Source organism: Ruminococcus sp. AM42-11, assembly GCF_003480145.1.
Lineage (GTDB): Bacteria > Bacillota > Clostridia > Lachnospirales > Lachnospiraceae > Blautia_A > Blautia_A faecis.
Map to the genome: position 1 here is coordinate 25,359 of NZ_QUIO01000025.1, position 18,921 is coordinate 44,279.

The following is an 18,921-nucleotide window of genomic DNA, read 5'->3' on the forward strand; positions in this document are numbered from 1 at the left end:
TATGTAAATCTCCTTTATTGCGAGCTGCAGTTTTTTTATTTCATCTTGATTTTATCACCTCGTAGTTTCTTGTGTCAACCGGTAAATACATCCTGTTTCTACATCCACCCGGCATCCATGTCACTGCAGGCCATCACCACGCAATCGATTCCAAGAAGGATCAGATAACCGCCAATAATAAAGCCCGTTGAAAACAACGCTACCCACGGCCAGATGATCATCAGACAGCCAAGGATGATTCCAAGAATATTTACAATCAAGGTAAAGTAATAGTAAAATTTTCCTGCTAGACGGACCAGAGGGATGTGGGTCAATCTGGAAACAGAATGAGCGATGAACCAGATTGGGAGAAGCAGGGTCATAATCAGCTCTCCGGCATTTGGGTACATCAGGAGCATTAGTCCGGCAAGGAGACTTAAAATTCCAGTCACCAGAGCAATGGTAGGTCCGAAGCCGATATAGCGCTCTGTTTTTGCATAAAATACAATATCTGAAATTCCGGTGATGACAGCAAGAAAACCATACGCAAAGGTAATTCCGCGGAGCATGCCGCCCGGATTACACAACGTATAAATCCCAAGAAGGATCAGCAGGATTCCCTCAATGAGTTCCAGCCAGCCATAACATGAACGTCTTCTCATTTTTCCTCACTCTCCTCTTTGTTATTTAAAATTTTCATAAACTCTTCGCCAGTTATCGTTTCTTTTTCATAAAGGAACATAGCCAGTTCATCCAGTTTTTTACGGTTGTCTGTCAGGATCTTTTTGGCTTTTTCATGTTCTCGTTTTACTAATTCTACAACCTTCTCATCGATTTCCTTCTGGGTATCTGCGGAGCAGGAAAGGGATGCATCGCCGCCAAGGTACTGGTTGGTAACGGTTTCCATAGCCACCATGTCGAACTCGTCGGTCATTCCGTAGCGAGTGATCATAGCTCTGGCAATCTTGGTTGCCTGCTCGATATCGTTGGAAGCGCCTGTGGTGATCTCGCCAAACACGATTTCTTCTGCAGCACGTCCGCCGGTGAAGGTTGCAATCTTATTTTCCAGTTCTTTCTTTGTCATCAGATACTTGTCACCAGTTTCTACCTGCATGGTATAGCCGAGTGCACCGGAAGTACGCGGAATAATAGTAATCTTCTGAACAGGAGCGGAATGGTTCTGAAGGGCTGCCACCAGGGCATGTCCGATTTCGTGATAGGAAACCACTTTTTTCTCCTGGTCAGAGAGAACTGCGTTTTTCTTCTGGTAGCCAGCAATTACCACTTCAATGCTCTCTTCCAGGTCTGCTTCTGTAACGATTGTACGTCCGTCACGGACTGCACGAAGTGCTGCTTCGTTTACAATATTTGCCAGCTCGGCTCCGGATGCACCAGATGCCATACGTGCGATAGTGTGGAAATCCACGTCATCGGATGCTTTGATTTTTCTTGCATGAACCTTCAGAATTGCTTCACGACCTGCAAGATCGGGAAGCTCAACTGGTACGCGGCGGTCGAAACGTCCTGGACGGGTAAGTGCCGGGTCAAGGGATTCCGGGCGGTTGGTAGCTGCCAGAATGATAACCCCATTGTTGCCTTCGAAACCATCCATCTCTGTAAGCAGCTGGTTCAGTGTCTGCTCACGCTCATCGTTGCCACCAACCTGGCCATCACGTTTTTTACCGATGGCATCGATCTCATCAATGAATACGATACATGGGGCTTTCTCTTTCGCCTGCTTAAAAAGATCACGAACTTTGGAGGCACCCATACCTACAAACATTTCTACGAATTCAGAGCCGGACATGGAAAAGAATGGGACATTCGCTTCTCCGGCAACGGCTTTGGCAAGCATTGTTTTACCGGTACCTGGAGGGCCTACAAGGAGAACGCCTTTCGGCATGGAGGCTCCCACGTCTGTGTATTTCTTTGGGTTATGAAGGTAATCTACAATCTCTGCAAGGTTTTCCTTGGCTTCATCCTCTCCGGCTACATCTGAGAAACGGATTCCTTCACTGGACTGAACGTAAACCTTGGCATTGCTTTTTCCCATGCCAAATGCCATGGAGTTTTTGCCTCCAGCCTGTTCCATCAGCTTCTTCGCCATATAATTTCCAAGAACTATGAAAATGATCAGCGGCAGTAGTCCGGTTACCAGGAAGCTGAGAATCGGGGAGGTCTGCTGGTCGATGTCCTTAGTAAAGGTGGCACCGCACTCATACAGGCGATCAGTGAGATCCGGGTCATTCATAAGACCGGTTTGGTAAATTTTTTCATTGTTCTTGTCGGTAAAGACGATCTGGTTATCTTCCACTTCTACTTTACCGATGTTTTTGTCATTGATCATGCTCATGAAGGTACCGTAATCGGTTTCTTCTACCTGATGCTCCATCAAGATTGGGGAAACCACCAGATTAAAGACGATCAGCACCAGAAGCACAATGCCGTAATAGTAGATCAACGGCTTTTTTGGGGTTTTTACTTCTTTCATGGTTGTAGTCCTTTCTTATGTAAACTAGTACATTGAAAATTAAGTTTCTGCTATATTGGCGCAGGATGATTTCTTCATATGCAAGGCGGAGGAAGGAGGCGTAGCGGTGGCTACGGCGACCGACGACAACGCAGCAGATGAAAAATCAGACAAGTCAATATGGCAGTTACTTAATATTCGATGTACTAGTAGTGTCTACTCTTCTGCCTCTTTCTTCTCTTCCAGGCGCTGGGCTTCAATAGCCTCCAGCGATACCAGAAGTGCCCGGTTTACTGCCTGCATTGCAAAATCAAGGGCGTATTCTGCGGTGAGGATTTTCTCCTCCGTTCCCGAGAGCACATTTCCAAATATTGGCTCCTTATTTTTCAAATTTATGTTTTCTGCCTCCAGCACTTTTCCAACTGCTGCCTCCACCTGGTCGTAGACGCCTGCCAGCTTCATTACACAGTCTGTCTTGGAATGGCGAAGTCTGTTTTCCAAAGTGATACGGCTTTCCTGACATTCCTGTCGAAGATTCTGGATCTGTTGGTGGAGTCTTTCCGTATCCATACTCTCCGCCAGCTGAATCCGACTGTGGGTCTGTTCCAGTTTTTTATCCAGCTCGTACATTTTTACGGATAAAATTTCATGTGCCATATATGGTTCCCTCCTCTCCTTGCGGATTACGTTATCATTTCCGTTCTTTCTCAAACAGGCTCTAGCGCATGTTTGAAAAAGGCTTTCTGCAAAACGTGCGTCACAATCGCACTCCGTAATCCTGATGATTTTATTCTAGTACAAGCAGAAGAAAGTGTCGATAGCCAAAAATTTCACCGTGTATAGACAAAACGGGCAAAGTGTAAAGATACACCTTGCCCGTTTGATCTCTTATTTAGTTCCCTCCATGTATTTGCATCCGGCCTCTGGATTCTATTCCCAGTCAGTCTCCGCCTCCGTCAATTTCACTTTCAAAACTGCTTCAAGGTCAATAAACGCAGGAATAAAACTGTCACGAATAAACAGGAGCATTTCATCAATCGCATCTTCGTTATATATAAACAGATGTATTTCTTTTTTTCAGCATAAGCAGCCATACAGCAGAGTCATTTACAAATCCCAATCTGTATCCCAGCTGTAAGATTTCTCTGGGAGAACCCGTCTCCGCGCCAGCTGCGCCATGAAGCTTCAATACTTCCTGTAATGCTTTCCATGCAAGTTCAAAAGTAAGATTAAATTGTCCAATTACACCTGTTCTGTATATTTCATTATTCTCAGCAAGTTTAAAATCAGCATTTTTCAGCACAGAAAGACAGTTAGAAAAATTATCAAGTTTTTTCATAGATTACAACCCTTTCTGGAAGATCATAGCCCATACTTTGCCGCCTCCATTTCCTGTAAATACAGTCAAACGATATTTTATAGTTCTTCTGGAGCATTCTTTCCCATCATAATCAAATAGACTTCGTGTACGATCATATCCAGATTCTTCGTATCCTCCGGTGTCCAGTCCTGGAAAATACCAAAGATAGCATGGCTATGGTAACGGAGGATCAACTTCAGTTCCTGGCGGCTGTAGTTCCGGTACAAATTTTCTTCCTCCACAATGCTCTCAAACAACTCGCAGGTTCCTTGCATAAGGGTTTGTTCCAGTTCTTTTCCATAATTACTTTCTATTCCTTTTCGCACTTCGGGTATAGCATTGATGGCAAAAACAAACAGATACTTCAGCGCTGCTTCTGCGCCACCCTGCTCTTTGCACGCCTCCAGCAGCCGCCTGGTTCCCCGCTTTATGCTCCACTGAATCATATCCGGTATTCCTTCGAAATGGTAGTAAAATGCCTGCCTGGTGATCTGGCACTCTTCCACAATATCCTTTACTGTAAGCTTCTTTACTTTTTTCTCCAGAACCAGCTTACGGGCTGCTTCTGTGATGATTTCTTTCATGTCCATATACTGTGGTTCTCTTTCCTTTATCCGGTGTTGAATCATAAACAGTCTCTAATTCTTATACCTTAATAGCTACATGCAAATCATATTATCGGCAACAACGACTAACTACAGCTCATACAATTTCACAGGTTATATATCTTTAACAATTTTCCTATGACGCTTATACCCACTGCATTTTCCAATAATGCTTATATTCATACTTTGAGTTTCTAATTTGACTCTTCTGAATCTGCAATATTTTCCTCATCTACAGTATCTTGTTTCTCTGGTACCACTGCATCTTCTCGCACCTGCATAGCGGCTCTCTCACGAATGCTCTTCTTCGGGGCGGCCGGTTGAGATTGCTGAGAGGATTTCTTCCTGGCTGGGTCTACTGCAAATTTGCGTTCCGGATCAGCCTTGGCAACTTTGCCTAAACGGGTGGCACCCCAAAGTAAAAACAGCGGAAGCACAATAGCTGTAAAAAGAAGCCCCAGATTCATCAATCCGGTAAAAAACAGAATTACCTGCATGACAATCTCTGTTATAAGAAGCGATATGGCCAGTTTCACAGAAAATCTGCTCTTATCTACTCTGTTGGAATTTCTTACAGATAGAAATCCAACTACAGCTTCCCAGATTCCTACTGCAATAAAACAAATACCAATCCCTTTCAGAAGTCCACTTCCCACTCCGGCATTCTCAAGAAGTTCTACATACTCTGCAGTTCCTTTATCTGCTTCCAGAGCTGTCATAAAGAAATTGATTCCATACATGATCGTGGAGGTAATGGCTGAAAACATCAGGAAAATACCACCAAACATCAGACACATCTTGCCATTCATCGCCTGCCGTGTCACCTTCATCTGCTCAAATTGATCCATAATCAAACCTGCCTCTCTTTTTTGCGAACCGACAAAAACACAATTTTAATATTAGTCTAACATATCACTTTTCGTTTTTCAATGTACAGGTTCCTGTTCATGTAACAAACATTATGGGTTACGATTCTCGATCTTCGCAGAAACACGCTCTAGAGCGTGTTTGAAAAAGGCTTTCTGCAAGATGTGCGTCACAGTTTGTGGGAGATTTTGTCCGGATGAGGGCGCCGTAGCGGGCTACGGCAACCGAATTCGGGCAAAATCTCCCGCAAAGTGGGGCGTGCAGATTGCGGGAATGATTTTTCAAACAGGCTCTAGCTTAATAATTACCTTTACTTTCCAGATTCAGCTTTATATAATGTATTAGAGTGTGTTTGACGCACAAGTTACATGTGAAAGGCAGGTTTTACCAATGAACTGCAATAAAAAAGAGCTTTTACTTTATGCCGTTACTGACCGCAGCTGGTTAAATGGCAGAACTTTATATGACCAGGTCGAAGAAGCCTTAAAAGGTGGGGCTACCTTCATTCAGCTACGCGAAAAAACTCTGGATACAGATAGTTTTCGCAAAGAAGCTGCGGAAATCAAAGAGTTATGTGCGCGCTATCATGTACCATTCGTAATCAATGACAATGTAGAAATTGCAAAAGAAATCAATGCCGATGGCGTTCATGTAGGGCAGGAGGATATGGCTGCTGGTAATGCCAGAGCCATCCTCGGTTCTGACAAAATCATCGGCGTTTCTGCGCATACAGTTGAAGAGGCTGTTCTTGCTGAAAAAAATGGCGCAGATTATCTGGGAGTAGGTGCCGCATTCCAAACCGGAACCAAAAAAGATGCCGGCAATATCAGCCATGAAACTATAAAACAAATATGTGAGGCTGTAAATATTCCCGTTATTGCTATCGGTGGAATTACACATGACAATGTAATGGAGCTGGCTGGAAGCGGTATCTGCGGAATTGCAGTTGTAAGTGCCATCTTTGCAGCTGAAGATATTACAAAAGCAACCAGAGAGCTTAAAGAGCTTACTCTCAAAATGAAAGATTCTACTTGTATTTCCAAAGACAATGCATCTTCTAGGAAAGGAATTTCATGTTAAGGGGTGCCATCTGGGATCTGGATGGTACGATTCTGGATTCTATGTCAGCCTGGGATCATGTAGGCGAAAATTACCTGCGAAGCCAGGGAATTGAACCTGAACCGGATCTGGATGAAGCAATCGCCACTATGAGTCTCCACCAGGCAGCTGACTATTTTATTGAGCACTATGGTGTAAAACAGACCCGAGATGAATTGATCAAGAGTGCTGTAGCAATTGTAGATGATTTCTACCGCTATGAAGCTCAGCTGAAGCCTCATCTGAAAGAATTTCTGGCTCAGCTTCATGAGACCGGAGTCAAAATGTGTATCGCCACTGCTACAGAGCGCTCCCTCGTGGAAGCTGCCCTGGCACGTTGCAGAGTGCTTGACTATTTCAGCGAAATCTTTACCTGCTCCTCTGTGGGTGCCGGAAAGGACGAACCAACCATTTATCGGGAAGCCTTGAACTTTCTTGGCACTGACCGAACCAATACCATGGTCTTTGAAGATTCTCTTCATGCCCTTACTACAGCTAAGAAAGATGGCTTCTATACCACTGCTGTGTACGACTCTCATGAAGAAAATCAAGAGGAAATACAGCGTCTGGCAAACTGTCGGATTCATGATTACGGTGAGTCGGAAGAGTTTATTAATTTTACAAAAAATCTATAGAACTTTTTATTTGTCGGGAAGCTTAATTGCTTCCCGATATTCTTTATTCAACCAAGTATCTACTACATTGACGCAGGATGATTTCTTCATATGCAAGATGGAGGAAGGAGCCGTAGCGAGCTACGGCAACTGAATTCGGGCAAAATATACCGCAAAGTGGAGCGTACAGATTGCGGGAATGATTTTTCAAACAGATTCTAGTACATCGAAAATTAAGTTTCTGCTATATTGACGCAGCAGATGAAAAATCAGACAAGTCAATATGGCAGTTACTTAATATTCGATGTACTAGCTTATCTGCCACTTCACATGACTTCCCTTCTCGTCTTTGCTGACGATCAGCTGATCTTCAATCTCCTGCTTCAGCTCGGTCACATGAGAAATAATTCCAATCAGCTTGCTTCCTCCCGCCAGTTCCTGAAGAACCTTTACCGCCTGTTCTCTGGAATGCTCATCAAGGGAACCGAAGCCTTCATCCACAAACATTACATCAAGATGTATCGCTGCAGAGCTCTCCTGGATCTGATCTGCCATTCCAAGTGCCAATGCCAGGGCTGCCATAAAGGATTCTCCTCCGGAAAGGGTACGGACTTCACGCTCTTTGCCGGTAACATTAGAATATACCATAAGATCCAGACCACGATTCTTGCCTTTCCCCGCATTCTCCTCGTCTACCATACGAAGCTCAAACTGTCCGGCAGACATATTCGCAAAGCGGCGATTGGCCGCATAAAGAATCTTCTCCAGGTAATATCTCTGCACATAGGTTTCAAGATCCATACGGTTTCCGGACATATTTCCAGACAACAGCTTATAAAGAGTTTCCAGCTTGGTATGCTTTTCAATAATCTTACCTCGCTTCTCCATCTGAGGGCTAAGAATATCATATGCCTCTTTATCAGCTTTATACTGTTCTTTATAAAGTTCCAGTTTCGTCTGAGTCTGAAGCCGTACTTTCTCAGCTTCCTCCATCTGGGACTTGGCAGCTTCCATATCCGGCTTGCTCCTGCCATCTATGGCTTTTCCAGCTGTTTCTGCAGTGGTCTGTGCGGCTAGTTTTTTTCGCTGCCAGCTGTCTGCTTCTTTTTGCAAAAGCTCCGCTGTTTCACGGGTATAGTTCTCTGCTATGTCCGCCCATTCTGCCTCTGTCATATTTTTCTCATTCATCAGAGTCTGATAAAAGGCCTGCCGCTCCTGGTAAAGCTTCTGGTGATCTGGAAGTTCCCCTTCAAATCGTTTAATCAAGCTGGTACAGTTAACCAGCTCTTCAGAAGACGCTTTTTCTTTCTTTTCAGCTTCCTTGGAAGCAGCTTCTGCAGCTTTCCATTTTCCTTTTGCCTGGTTAAACTCTGTCATAGCCGCCTCTTCTGATGGATATTCCCGGGAATCATTCAACTGCTTCAGAAGAGCTTCCGCGCTCTTGGCTGACGCTGCTGCCTCAGTTAGCTTTTGTCCGCATTCCTCTACGGCAGTTTTTCCTGATTTCTTCCGCTCTTCTACCTGTCCCAGAGCATCCTGAAGATTACGCAATGTTTTCTGGGCTGTATTAAGTCTTGTACCCTCTTCCTGTAATAAAGTTTTCCAGGTTCCAAGAAGTGTCTGTATCTGCTTCAGCAATACATTCCAATTACACTCGTTATCCGCCATCTGATCCTGGGCTGCACCAGTGACTTCTGAATTTCTGCTCTCCTGGAAATTTTTTATATTGTCTCCTAAAGAATCAAATACTTCCAGCATTCCTGCTTCCGGAAACTGCTCATGATCATTTAAAATACGCGTGCACAGCTTCCTTCCTGTCTCTTCCAAAAGTCGTTCTTTTTCTGCAACTATATCCACGGCTGACCTTGCTTCACCGGCAGACTGTTCCTGCCTGTTTCGAAGCTCAGAAACTTCTTTTTCTGCCAATTCCAATTGCTCGCGGGTGAGATCTCTATGAAGGGTAGAAGCTATGCATGGATTCGGATGTTCTATTGCACCGCATACAGGACATGGTTTCCCTGGCTGAAGCTCGCGCGCCAGAAAACCAGCCTGCTCATCCAGAAAAATTCTCCGCATAGACTCATATTCCTGGCTCTTTGCGTCATATCTGATTCTATTCTTCTGGTATGTCTCTCGTGCTTTCTTCGCCAGTTTTTTCTGTGTTTCTACACCTTTAAGAAGATCTTCCGTTTCTTGTACTTCAATACCAAGTACTTCCAGTTCCTGATTTTTCCCTTTCCAGACAGCAATTTTCTCATTAGTGTCGGTCAGCTTCTCTGACTGAGCCCTCCAGTCTGCTTCCTGCTTCTCCATTTTCTCCAGATCTTCTCTGGCTTTGCGGTCTGCGGTCTGCGCTGCGGTCAGATTTTGCTGGCTGGTTTTTACACTTTTTTCTGCTTCCTTGATCTGCTTAAGGAGCTTCACTTCTTTATTCACGCGCTCATAAATAGTGGTGTACGCCTTAAGCTCCTTCTCTGCCGTTTCTTTCACCGCCTTCGCTGTCTGAATGGCAGATTGTGACTGTTCTTTTAATAAAGGAGCTCGTTCCTGCTGCTCCTTTAAGGCACTCTCACAGGTCTGCATATTACGCAAGGCATCCTGACAGCGTGCGTATTCGCCTTTTATTTCGTATGCTTTCTTAATTCTCTCTGACAGAATGGTCTTTTCCCCTATTTGTGCTTCCACTTTCCCACATTCAGAAAGCTGAACCTCAGCGCTTTCCAACTGCGCATATAAATTCGTCAGCTGAATGGAACTGTTGTAGATATCCCTTTTTTCGTCGCGGAGTTTTGATGCGGATTGTAATTCTTTCGAGGTAAAATTCACACTTTTCTCCAGTGTTCTGCATAACTCGCCCAGATGATTCAGAAAGCAATCCATCACTACAATTTCCCCATTCAAAACCTGCTTTTTTAGCCCTTCTATTTCCTGCCACTGGTCATATTCCTGGGGAATTACCACATGGGCAGCTTCAGTCTGACATGCAGTTTTGATCTGAGCAATCTCTTTTTCCAGGGAACGCTTGCGATTCATCAGCTCGTCCACAATATTCTGGTATAATTCAGTGTTAAACAGCTTCCGGAAGATGACTTTCTTATCATCAGATTTTGCACGAAGAAGCTCCATAAATTCTCCCTGAGCGATCATGGCAACCTGCATAAACTGGCTTTTGGTAAGACCGAGGATCTCCCCCAGCTTGCTGTCAGCTTCCTTCTGTGGATATTCGGTACCATCTGGCATGATCAGGCTGACAGCCCCCGGTACTTCACGGCTTCCTGTATTTTTCCCCGCCCCTCTGGTCAGAAGCTTCAGATGTCTGGGAACACGGCGGACAGTATACAGCAGGCTATTTTCTCCTGTCCCTTCGGAAAAAACAAGCTCTACAAATGGTTCAACGTTCAACTCTGCATACTGGCTTTGCAGTACAACACCATCTTTCTTGTTTGTACTGGAGCTGGCTTCACCGTAAAGAGCAAATACAAGGGCATCAAATATAGTTGTTTTTCCTGCTCCGGTGTCTCCGGTCACAAGAAACAGATTCTGATTCGGCTCCTGAAAATCGATCTGTGTCAGTTTTCCGTAGGAACCAAACGCCTGCATGGTAAGTTTCACAGGTCTCATTTCGCCACCTCCTGTACTGTATTGATAACCTCCTGAAGAATTTCCTGCTCTTCCGCATCTGCATTTCCGAGGAACTGGCAGCAAAGTTCAAATGGATTCAATTCACGCTCACTGTCTGCATGTCTGGTATAATCAGCCTGCCGCACAGTCTCACGGCGTATCTCTAAAAGCCCTGGAAAAGCCAGGCGCAGACGATCCTGCATATCAATTACGTCCAGATCCACCTTATCCGTAAGAATTACTGTCACATAATCTTTACAGCGCTGTGCCAGAACACTCTCTAAATCTCCCTTAATCACCTTTATCTGGCGCAGCGGTTCCAGTGGAATTACTTCTGTAGTGATTTCGCCCTTTTGTTTTATGTCAACCATTATAATTCCTTTATTCTGACCTGCTTCACTTACAGAGCATGCCAGCGGCGTTCCACAATAGCGATAAAACTCGCCGCCTGCTTTCATTGGCTTATGAATATGTCCCAGTGCCGCATAGTCAAATTTCTGCAGAATATCGGCTGACACCTGGTCAATATTTCCTACTGTCCGGATCTCAGAGTCCATTCGTTCAATTTCTTCTGCATTCTCCCCCATGCAGATAGATTGATGGCTGACCAGAACGTTTCTCTGGTCTATGTTGACCTGTTCACGTTCTATCAGTCTGTGAATCGTATCATTGTAAGAAAGATTATTTCCATTCTCGTCTGTGCCAGTGATCAGCTTCACCATGGAAGGCTTCACAAAGGGAAGCAAATAAAAATTCACCGGACCATATTCATCCTGGAGTACCACTTTCTCAATATGATCTTCTTCTGTCTGAGGCGGTATTCCGATCATATAAATTTTCTGACGGTCAAGCACACTCCGAAAACAGTTCACACGAGGTGCACTGTCGTGATTTCCACTGATCATCATAATTACAGAATCCGGAACTGCATTTCGCAGCTTTCCGATAAAATGATCAAACACCTCCACTGCTTCTGCAGACGGAACTGCTTTGTCATAGATGTCCCCTGCGATCACGATCGCATCAGGCACTTTCTCTGCGGCCTTCTGAATTATTTGATCCAGTATATATTCCTGATCTTCTCTGAGATCACGATTGATTAATTTCAAGCCAATGTGTAAATCTGATAAGTGAAATATTCTCATAAACCGTTCCCCATTCTTATCTTCTCAAAATTCCTGTTAAACTATATATTTCATATACCTTAATGTTACCGATTGTATATATAAAACCAACTTCATAGCCCTATGCATTTCTGTTATATTCTCTCTCAATCCACGCCATCAACACATCTACTATGTATTCCTGCTGCTCTTCTGTGAGCTGCACTCCTGCTGGAATTCTATGCCACTTATACAAGCATCCCCGACAGCAGCAGCCAGTAGCATGCTGAGCCAGGAATACAGGGTGCCCGCGCATTGGAGTCTGTTTGCCATCATTGGGAATCTGAGCCGGAGCCAGACGTGTTCGCACAAAATCTGAGGCATGACTGCGGATGGTATCCATTCCTTTCTCCCGGATATACTGTATATCCTTGTCCTTCAGATGAAAACGACTGCGAAAATTCGAGCGGGACAGGCGGGCAAACAGATCACAAAACTGGTCCTGTTCCGGATCATATTTTCGCAAATACTTCTCATATCCATTCAATATTTCTGCAATTTTCAAATTAAGCTCTGAACTATTATACGTATAGTTCTCATCCTCTAAACGAAAATAGAAATCTATATTAACTTTCAGCTTATTGTTTCCACGCTTTATTCCTCTGCCGCTATTTCTAAAGTTACTACTATTCGTCGTATTATTAATTCCTTCATTTTTTTCATTTGTTCCACCGCCTTCTTCCTGCACCAGAAATTTCACCTGCGCTGCATGCCTCTTCAGAAGAGGAATAATGCAAAAATACAGCCGGTCCTCTTCCATATGAAGATACCCCAATACCTGTTTGTCTTTATTCATAAGCTGAATCTGATTCCCATGGAAAGCTTTTGGAAACAGATATTCGCCAGACTGCAAGCTTGCTATAAGCCTGCCTTCCGGGGATGCGGCTTCTGCCGCCAGAAATGCTTTAACCCGATAAATTCTCTGACCTTTCCTATCTGTGCTCTCTGGTTTCATCAGGGAATCCAGAACCAGTAATGGGTTCACATATTGCATAGAAAGATATTCAAACAGCTTCGCCTGGATGCGAAAACGGTATTCCTTCAAATCTGGTACAGAAGATAAGTCTTCTGCGTTTACGGCATTCTCCGTTCTCTCAAGGAGGGCTGCGGCTGCATGACGAATACTGGTAAGAAAAAGCGCGAAATCCTCTTCCTCCGGATCCCACATATATTTTCCACAGGCAGCCTGATAATACAGTTTCCCCTGGGCTTCCTTTCGTTCTTCTTCAGAAAGATTCATACTATAGTGCAGATAAATATTCCTTGGTATAAAAGCAGCCTCGTTCCATTCACCAGACCATTCCTGATGCTGTTCCCTCTTCCCAGATTTATGATTGTCTGTGCCATGAGCCTCTGTTCCATAAGCTTCCGTTCCATATGCGTTCTGCATTTCCCGACTATCGCTCTGGCTCAGTATCCGATACGCTTCATTTATCTCCTGTGCACGCTGAATATGAGCTTCCCTTACTTCATTCAATGAGTCCGGATGAAAACGGCTGATCATCTTATGATATTTTCGCTTAATTTCTCTTTCATCATCTTCTGGGACAATCCCCAGAAGTTCTATTGCATCTTGTGTATTCATTATATATTCCCGATATTTTTATTTCGTTTTTGTCTTCATATTCTTTCAGTATACATTATTTCAAGTAAAAGGGCTATAAATTTCCAATTTAACTTACTCTGAGTAGATGTCATTATAAATGGGAATCGGTTAGATATTGTTATGATTTATGGCTGGGAAACTAGTTCCCAGCCATTTTTTCTGATGTGTCTTGTTATAATTTTATCGGATGTGTTTCGAAAATCTTTCGTTTTCTTATTGATCTTAGGTATTTTGGTTGATCTTTAGCGGCTTATGAATCTTTAGTAATTTACAAATCTTTGGTGAAACACAGAACTTTCGTACTTCTAAGTTCTTTTGTATTTTCAGATTCTTTTGTGCTTTATTGCTTTCTTTCGTATTTCAGATTTCTTAAGTGTTTTTCGTATTTCTCTTTCGTTGATGTATCTATACTACCATATCTGTCGCTTTTTGTCATCTGGCAAAGTGAACATATTTTCGATTGTATTTTCATCTATTTTTTATTCTATCAATATATTACATCAATACCAGCATGATAATCCCAACTATCACAAGAAGGGGAAGTGCTATGTAGATCAGACCTCCCAGAACTAATCCGATCAGGACAAGGGGAAGGAATATCAGACGAAAAAAGATTTTCGTAATTCCCCAGGTTGCGCGGAAGGCAAGTCCGATCATTTTGCCAAATATACCAAACATTAAAATGATAAATAACAGCGTCAGCATAAATTGTCACCTCGTTTTCTTTTCAGGCATTATACAATATGGTCTGCCCTTTACTGTAATCAACAACTTAATGGGGATTTTCACTTCAAATAAAGAAAAAATTTACAAACAGCGTAAAAAGCCCCCTGCGGAATCATTCCGCAAGGGGCGATTATTCACTATACGATTATATACTTCGCTTAAGCCATCATCGGCTCCAATGCCTTAGCCAGCTTCTCTTTTTCAGCTTCTGCCTCTGCAAGATCTTTACCCAGTGTAGTATAATAAATCTTAATCTTCGGCTCTGTTCCGGATGGACGAACAACTACTGTCTCGTTATTCTCCAGTTTGTAAATGAGAACATTTGCTGCCGGAAGACCGGTCTCCTCAGGCTTCTTATAATCGGTAACCTTCACTACCTTGTAGCCTGCAATATCTGCCGGCGGGTTGTCACGGAATTTCTGCATGATTCCTGCCATAGTGTCCATTCCGCTGAGTCCCGGGAATTCAAAGCTGTCAACCTTGTTCAGGTAGCGGCCATACTGTGCGTAAATCTCCTCAAGTCTCTGCTTCAGGGAGCTTCCAATGCTTCTGTAGTATGCAGCCATCTCGCAGATCAGCATGGATCCGATAATGGCATCCTTATCACGTACATACGGTCCTGCAAGGTATCCATAGCTCTCTTCAAATCCGAAAATGAAACGGTCCACTTCACCAGCAGCCTCAAGCTGTGCGATCTGGTCACCGATCCACTTAAATCCGGTAAGTACGCTTCTAAGCTCTACACCATAGTGCTCTGCAACTGCATCTGCAAGAGGTGTGGAAACGATAGATTTCACTGCAACCGGGTTCTTCGGCATTGTGCCTTTCTCGATACGGCCAGCTGCAATATAGTCAAGAAGAAGAACTCCCACTTCATTACCACTTACCAGCTCATAGGAACCGTCCGGGCATTTCATGGCAATACCAACACGGTCTGCATCCGGGTCAGTAGCAAGCATAAGATCTGCTCCTGTCTCCTTGGCAAGCTTCAGTCCCTGCTCCAGCGCTGCGAAAATCTCCGGGTTCGGGTAGCTGCATGTGGTAAAATAGCCGTTCGGGTATTCCTGTTCCGGAACAATCGTTACATCTGTGATTCCGATATCCTTCAGGATCTGGGTTACCGGCACAAGTCCGGAACCATTCAGCGGGCTGTAAACCAGCTTCAGTCCTGCTGTCTTACAAAGGCCTGGACGAACCTGGCGGGACTCGATTGCATCGTAAAGAGCACGTTTGCAGTCATCACCAACAAAGCGGATCAGACCTTCCTCAACGCCCTCTGCAAAGGACATGTATTTCGCGCCTGTCAGAATGTCTGTCTTCTGGATCTCATCATAAACGATAGCTGCAGCATCATCTGTCATCTGGCAGCCATCCGGGCCGTAAGCCTTGTATCCATTATATTTAGCAGGGTTATGAGATGCGGTAACCATAATACCCGCGTTGCACTCATAGTAGCGTGTCGCAAAGGAAAGGGCCGGTACAGGCATTAATGCATCATAAATTCTGACCTTAATGTCATTGGCAGCCAGAACTCCTGCTGCTGTTTTCGCAAATATATCACTCTTCAGACGGCTGTCGTAGCTGATTGCAACGGTCTGAGTGCCGCCCTGAGTCTTCACCCAGTTAGCAAGCCCCTGTGTAGCCTGACGCACTACATAGATATTCATACGGTTGGTACCTGCTCCAAGAACTCCACGGAGTCCTGCTGTACCAAATTTCAGAGCTACTGCAAAACGATCTTTAATTTCTTCGTCGTTTCCTTCAATCTTAGATAATTCTGGTTTCAGATCTGCATCCTCGAGATCCGCTGCCATCCAGCGCTTGTACTCTTCGTTATACATTTTAACCACTCCTGCCATTATTATTCTATTTATTTTGTCGAATATTACTACAGATATTAATAATATACCACATTTTTCACGAAACGGCAATATAAGCAACAAATTTCTACCAGACATTTTTTCTCTGTTTTCCACTAATTTCCGACAATTATACATTTCAGCCGCAGTTCACAGGGAGTTACTGTTCACTGGTAACATTCCGCGAGGTGTTTTTTGTGAACAAAGTTCACAGAAAACCCGAGAATTAAGTTTGCGCAGCAAACGCTACTTCTTGTGCTTGTCACAAGAAGGTTCGTTTTTCTGTGCATCGCGAAGCGAGTTACTGGTCACGGAGTGAACAGTAACCACAGGGAACATTCCATTCTCACATTGTCAATTTAGGTATAGCGTTCTCGGCTTTTTTACGCTATAATAAGATAGTGTGTGAAAGCAACCATCCTAACTGCTTTCCCTTTATCTGTCATTGAGATTTGAAAAACACTATAAAATTCAATTGCAGCAATCTTTACAGCTGCGGAACGGAGGAGATTATGGAAATTGTCTGCTTAGACTTAGAAGGTGTGCTTGTCCCGGAGATCTGGATCGCATTTGCCGAAGAAACCGGCATTCCGGAGCTGAAACGAACCACAAGAGACGAGCCTGATTACGATAAATTAATGAAATACCGCCTGAACATTCTGAAAGAGCATGGTCTTGGTCTGAAAGAAATCCAGGAGACCATCGCCAAGATCGCCCCGCTTCCAGGCGCCAGGGAATTTCTGGACAAATTAAGAGCACAGACTCAGGTTATCATACTCAGTGACACCTTTTCCCAGTTCGCAGGTCCTCTTATGAAAAAGCTGGGCTATCCTACCATCTTCTGCAACACACTGGTAGTGGGCGAAAATGGCGAAATTACTGATTTCAAAATGCGCTGCGAAAAGTCCAAATATACCACTGTGAAAGCCCTGCAGTCCATCGGCTACGACACCATTGCCAGCGGTGACAGCCACAACGACCTTGGCATGATCCAGGCAAGTAAAGCAGGATTCCTGTTCAAGAGCACGGATGCGATCAAGGCTGAATATCCGGAGATTCCGGCTTATGAAACATATGACGAGCTGTATGACGCAATTATGAAGGCAATTAAAAATTAATGTAAAGTAAAACTTGGATTCCATCCAGTTTCCGCCAATACATAGCAGTTGGGCAACTGCTATTCCTAAGCATGTCATTTCAGGTGCGCTCTTAGCGAAGGTAAAATCCACAACCTGCATAGACTTAGGCGTGAGGGCTTTCCCGAACGTCTTAGCCAGAGTTGACCGTTAGTTCACCGGAGCGCGGCACCGACCTGTGTGGAATATAAGTTGCCCAACTGTGTACCTCTTATATCTTCTTCACGCTTTCCCGCTCAATAAACTGCGTACACATCTGCATCTTGATCTTAATCCCGTCATTATCTTTCAGAATATCCCGCAACCGCCTTACAACAGCTCTTCCCATCTCCTGCTTCGGCACCCGGAGTGTGGTCAGAGGCGGATAAGAAATTGAGGAAAAAGTAAGGTCGTCAAATCCCACAATAGATATGTCCTCCGGAATCCGGATTCCAAACTCTGCCATAGCCTTCATAGCCCCCAGCGCGATCATATCGTTGTCTGCGAAGAAAGCTGTAGGCAGCTTCACCTTCTCAGACAAGTACCGCTTCATATTTTCGTAAGCACCGTCGATGGTAGTTGCCATTGTAAAAATATAGTCCTTATTCAGGGGAAGTCCCGCCTTTTGCAGTGCTGTCTGATATCCTGCAAAACGAGACCGGAAAGGTTTGATCCTGAAATCTCCCCGCAGATAACCAATCTCTTTATGCCCATTGGCAATGAGATACTCTGTAGCCATACGCGCAGAATCTGCATTATTGATCAGCATGGCATCAAAGCTCATATCCTCTTTCCAGTAATCAATCACAATAAACGGACAGGTCATTCCGCGGATCAGGTCAATGTCCGCATCCACCATCTCTGTTCCCAGAAGGATCACGGCCGACGCCTTGTCATTCATGATCCACTTCGCCTGTTCCTGATATCCAGGATCTCTTTTGTCCAGATTACACATCTGCATTTCCATTCCACAGGCGCGGCATTCCTGTTCCACCCCGGAAATCAGCTGGATAAAAAAGGGAGAATCCTCAACCACAGCACCATCCCGCTTAAACATGACAAATTTTATTTTACGGATATGATTTTCCTCAAAATACCCAAGATCCTGCGCCACTTTAAAAATCTTCGCAGATGTCTCAGCATTCACGCCTTTTTTGTAGTTTAGTGCATTTGAAACAGTTGCCGGAGAAAATCCTGTGATCTCACTGATTTTTCTCACACTCACTTTCATTTTAGTTCCTCCTCTGTCGGTAAAATAATGCCATACATCTGCGAAAAAAAGACGCTGCAAAAACAAGCTATCACCTGTTATTCGCAGCGTCTTCTCTGATCATTTTATGCCGGGAACGCAACTCCCGCTCTTAAAATTATGTTCGGATAAGGTGTAAACTCACCTGTACGGATTGCAAATTTGCACTGTGCAGACATCTTTTTCAGATCTACATGATCAATTCTGCTCTCCTCTGCCTCAGGAAGGCTCTGCTGAATATATGCAAGAAGCTCCGGATTTTTTTCCTCAATCTCATTTGCAATGGTGTAGGCTTCCACTTCTGTCTCCGCCAGCACTGCATCCATCACCTGTTTAAAGATGGGAACCCCTCCGCATACAACCAGGTCTACAATCTCCACGCCCTTTGGAATGGGCATTCCTGCATCACCGATCATAAACAGATCTTTATGTCCCAGCTCTGCGATACAACGGATCAGCTGGGCATTTAAAATCCCTGATTTTTTCATGCTATTCCTCCTGCATCTCTGATTATTACTATAAATCTTTTTCGGATTTTTTTCAACTTTTCAAATTATTTTAACATTAAGAAAGATTTTGTTGGTTACCT

The 18,921-nt window shown here is 44.1% G+C and carries 18 protein-coding genes and 1 pseudogene; 5 read left to right on the forward strand and 14 right to left on the reverse strand.

Annotated features, from left to right (window positions below; translation table 11 throughout):
• Positions 1-98: 98 nt before the first annotated feature.
• The 7 genes from DW904_RS14645 to DW904_RS25750 all read right to left on the reverse strand — a co-directional run bounded on the left by DW904_RS14645 (position 99) and on the right by DW904_RS25750 (position 5,545).
• Positions 99-641 (reverse strand): DUF308 domain-containing protein, encoded by a 543-nt coding sequence (locus DW904_RS14645; protein ID WP_118581961.1) that lies wholly within the window; start codon positions 639-641, stop codon positions 99-101.
• Positions 638-2,470 (reverse strand): ATP-dependent zinc metalloprotease FtsH, encoded by a 1,833-nt coding sequence (gene ftsH, locus DW904_RS14650; RefSeq protein ID WP_118581964.1) that lies wholly within the window; start codon positions 2,468-2,470, stop codon positions 638-640. The genes DW904_RS14645 and ftsH overlap by 4 nt, the downstream gene beginning before the upstream one ends.
• Positions 2,471-2,665: 195 nt before the next feature.
• Complete coding sequence (locus tag DW904_RS14655; protein WP_118581967.1) at positions 2,666-3,106, reverse strand: hypothetical protein; 441 nt, start codon at positions 3,104-3,106, stop codon at positions 2,666-2,668.
• A 391-nt stretch (positions 3,107-3,497) separates the two neighbouring features.
• Positions 3,498-3,788, reverse strand: a complete 291-nt coding sequence (locus tag DW904_RS14660; protein ID WP_118581970.1) for an HI0074 family nucleotidyltransferase substrate-binding subunit — start codon at positions 3,786-3,788, stop codon at positions 3,498-3,500.
• 77 nt (positions 3,789-3,865) lie between these two features.
• On the reverse strand, positions 3,866-4,399 hold the full coding sequence (locus tag DW904_RS14665) for a TetR family transcriptional regulator (protein ID WP_202187734.1): 534 nt from the start codon (positions 4,397-4,399) through the stop codon (positions 3,866-3,868).
• Between the two features lie 209 nt (positions 4,400-4,608).
• Positions 4,609-5,262 carry a hypothetical protein gene (locus DW904_RS14670; RefSeq protein ID WP_118581976.1) on the reverse strand — a complete coding sequence of 218 codons (654 nt, stop codon included), beginning with the start codon at positions 5,260-5,262 and terminating at the stop codon, positions 4,609-4,611.
• 118 nt (positions 5,263-5,380) lie between these two features.
• Positions 5,381-5,545, reverse strand: coding sequence for a DUF6783 domain-containing protein (locus DW904_RS25750; protein WP_319017146.1), 165 nt, complete (start codon positions 5,543-5,545; stop codon positions 5,381-5,383).
• Between DW904_RS25750 and DW904_RS25755 the strand changes: the two are divergent.
• The 4 genes and pseudogenes from DW904_RS25755 to DW904_RS25760 all read left to right on the forward strand — a co-directional run.
• Positions 5,483-5,626 (forward strand): annotated as a pseudogene (locus tag DW904_RS25755) (DUF6783 domain-containing protein); the annotation flags it as partial. The gene DW904_RS25750 and the pseudogene DW904_RS25755 overlap by 63 nt on opposite strands.
• 45 nt (positions 5,627-5,671) lie before the next feature.
• Positions 5,672-6,361 (forward strand): thiamine phosphate synthase, encoded by a 690-nt coding sequence (gene thiE / locus DW904_RS14680; protein ID WP_118581982.1) that lies wholly within the window; start codon positions 5,672-5,674, stop codon positions 6,359-6,361.
• On the forward strand, positions 6,355-7,014 hold the full coding sequence (locus DW904_RS14685) for an HAD family phosphatase (protein ID WP_118581985.1): 660 nt from the start codon (positions 6,355-6,357) through the stop codon (positions 7,012-7,014). The genes thiE and DW904_RS14685 overlap by 7 nt, the downstream gene beginning before the upstream one ends.
• A gap of 133 nt (positions 7,015-7,147) precedes the next feature.
• A complete protein-coding gene (locus DW904_RS25760; protein WP_334285441.1) occupies positions 7,148-7,246 on the forward strand; it encodes a DUF6783 domain-containing protein in 99 nt (32 codons plus the stop codon).
• 56 nt (positions 7,247-7,302) lie between these two features.
• Here the strand turns inward: DW904_RS25760 and DW904_RS14690 are convergent, their stop codons facing one another.
• The 5 genes from DW904_RS14690 to DW904_RS14710 form a co-directional block, all read right to left on the reverse strand.
• A complete protein-coding gene (locus tag DW904_RS14690; protein WP_118581988.1) occupies positions 7,303-10,614 on the reverse strand; it encodes an AAA family ATPase in 3,312 nt (1,103 codons plus the stop codon).
• Positions 10,611-11,759 carry an exonuclease SbcCD subunit D gene (locus tag DW904_RS14695; protein WP_118581991.1) on the reverse strand — a complete coding sequence of 383 codons (1,149 nt, stop codon included), beginning with the start codon at positions 11,757-11,759 and terminating at the stop codon, positions 10,611-10,613. The genes DW904_RS14690 and DW904_RS14695 overlap by 4 nt, the downstream gene beginning before the upstream one ends.
• 100 nt (positions 11,760-11,859) lie before the next feature.
• Positions 11,860-13,362: a DUF4186 domain-containing protein gene (locus tag DW904_RS25765; RefSeq protein WP_118581994.1), complete on the reverse strand. Its 1,503-nt coding sequence runs from the start codon at positions 13,360-13,362 to the stop codon at positions 11,860-11,862.
• A 516-nt stretch (positions 13,363-13,878) separates the two neighbouring features.
• Complete coding sequence (locus tag DW904_RS14705) at positions 13,879-14,088, reverse strand: hypothetical protein (RefSeq protein WP_118581997.1); 210 nt, start codon at positions 14,086-14,088, stop codon at positions 13,879-13,881.
• 179 nt (positions 14,089-14,267) lie between these two features.
• Entirely contained in the window at positions 14,268-15,950 is a 1,683-nt protein-coding gene (locus tag DW904_RS14710) for a phospho-sugar mutase (RefSeq protein ID WP_118582000.1), read from the reverse strand.
• Positions 15,951-16,480: 530 nt separating this feature from the next.
• Between DW904_RS14710 and thrH the strand changes: the two genes are divergently transcribed.
• Positions 16,481-17,086 (forward strand): bifunctional phosphoserine phosphatase/homoserine phosphotransferase ThrH, encoded by a 606-nt coding sequence (thrH, locus tag DW904_RS14715; RefSeq protein WP_118582003.1) that lies wholly within the window; start codon positions 16,481-16,483, stop codon positions 17,084-17,086.
• A gap of 229 nt (positions 17,087-17,315) precedes the next feature.
• Here thrH and DW904_RS14720 read toward each other — a convergent pair whose 3' ends face one another.
• Both DW904_RS14720 and rbsD read right to left on the reverse strand, forming a co-directional pair.
• Positions 17,316-18,314 (reverse strand): LacI family DNA-binding transcriptional regulator, encoded by a 999-nt coding sequence (locus DW904_RS14720; protein WP_118582006.1) that lies wholly within the window; start codon positions 18,312-18,314, stop codon positions 17,316-17,318.
• 104 nt (positions 18,315-18,418) lie between these two features.
• A complete protein-coding gene (gene rbsD / locus DW904_RS14725) occupies positions 18,419-18,820 on the reverse strand; it encodes a D-ribose pyranase (protein ID WP_118582009.1) in 402 nt (133 codons plus the stop codon).
• Positions 18,821-18,921 lie beyond the last annotated feature (101 nt).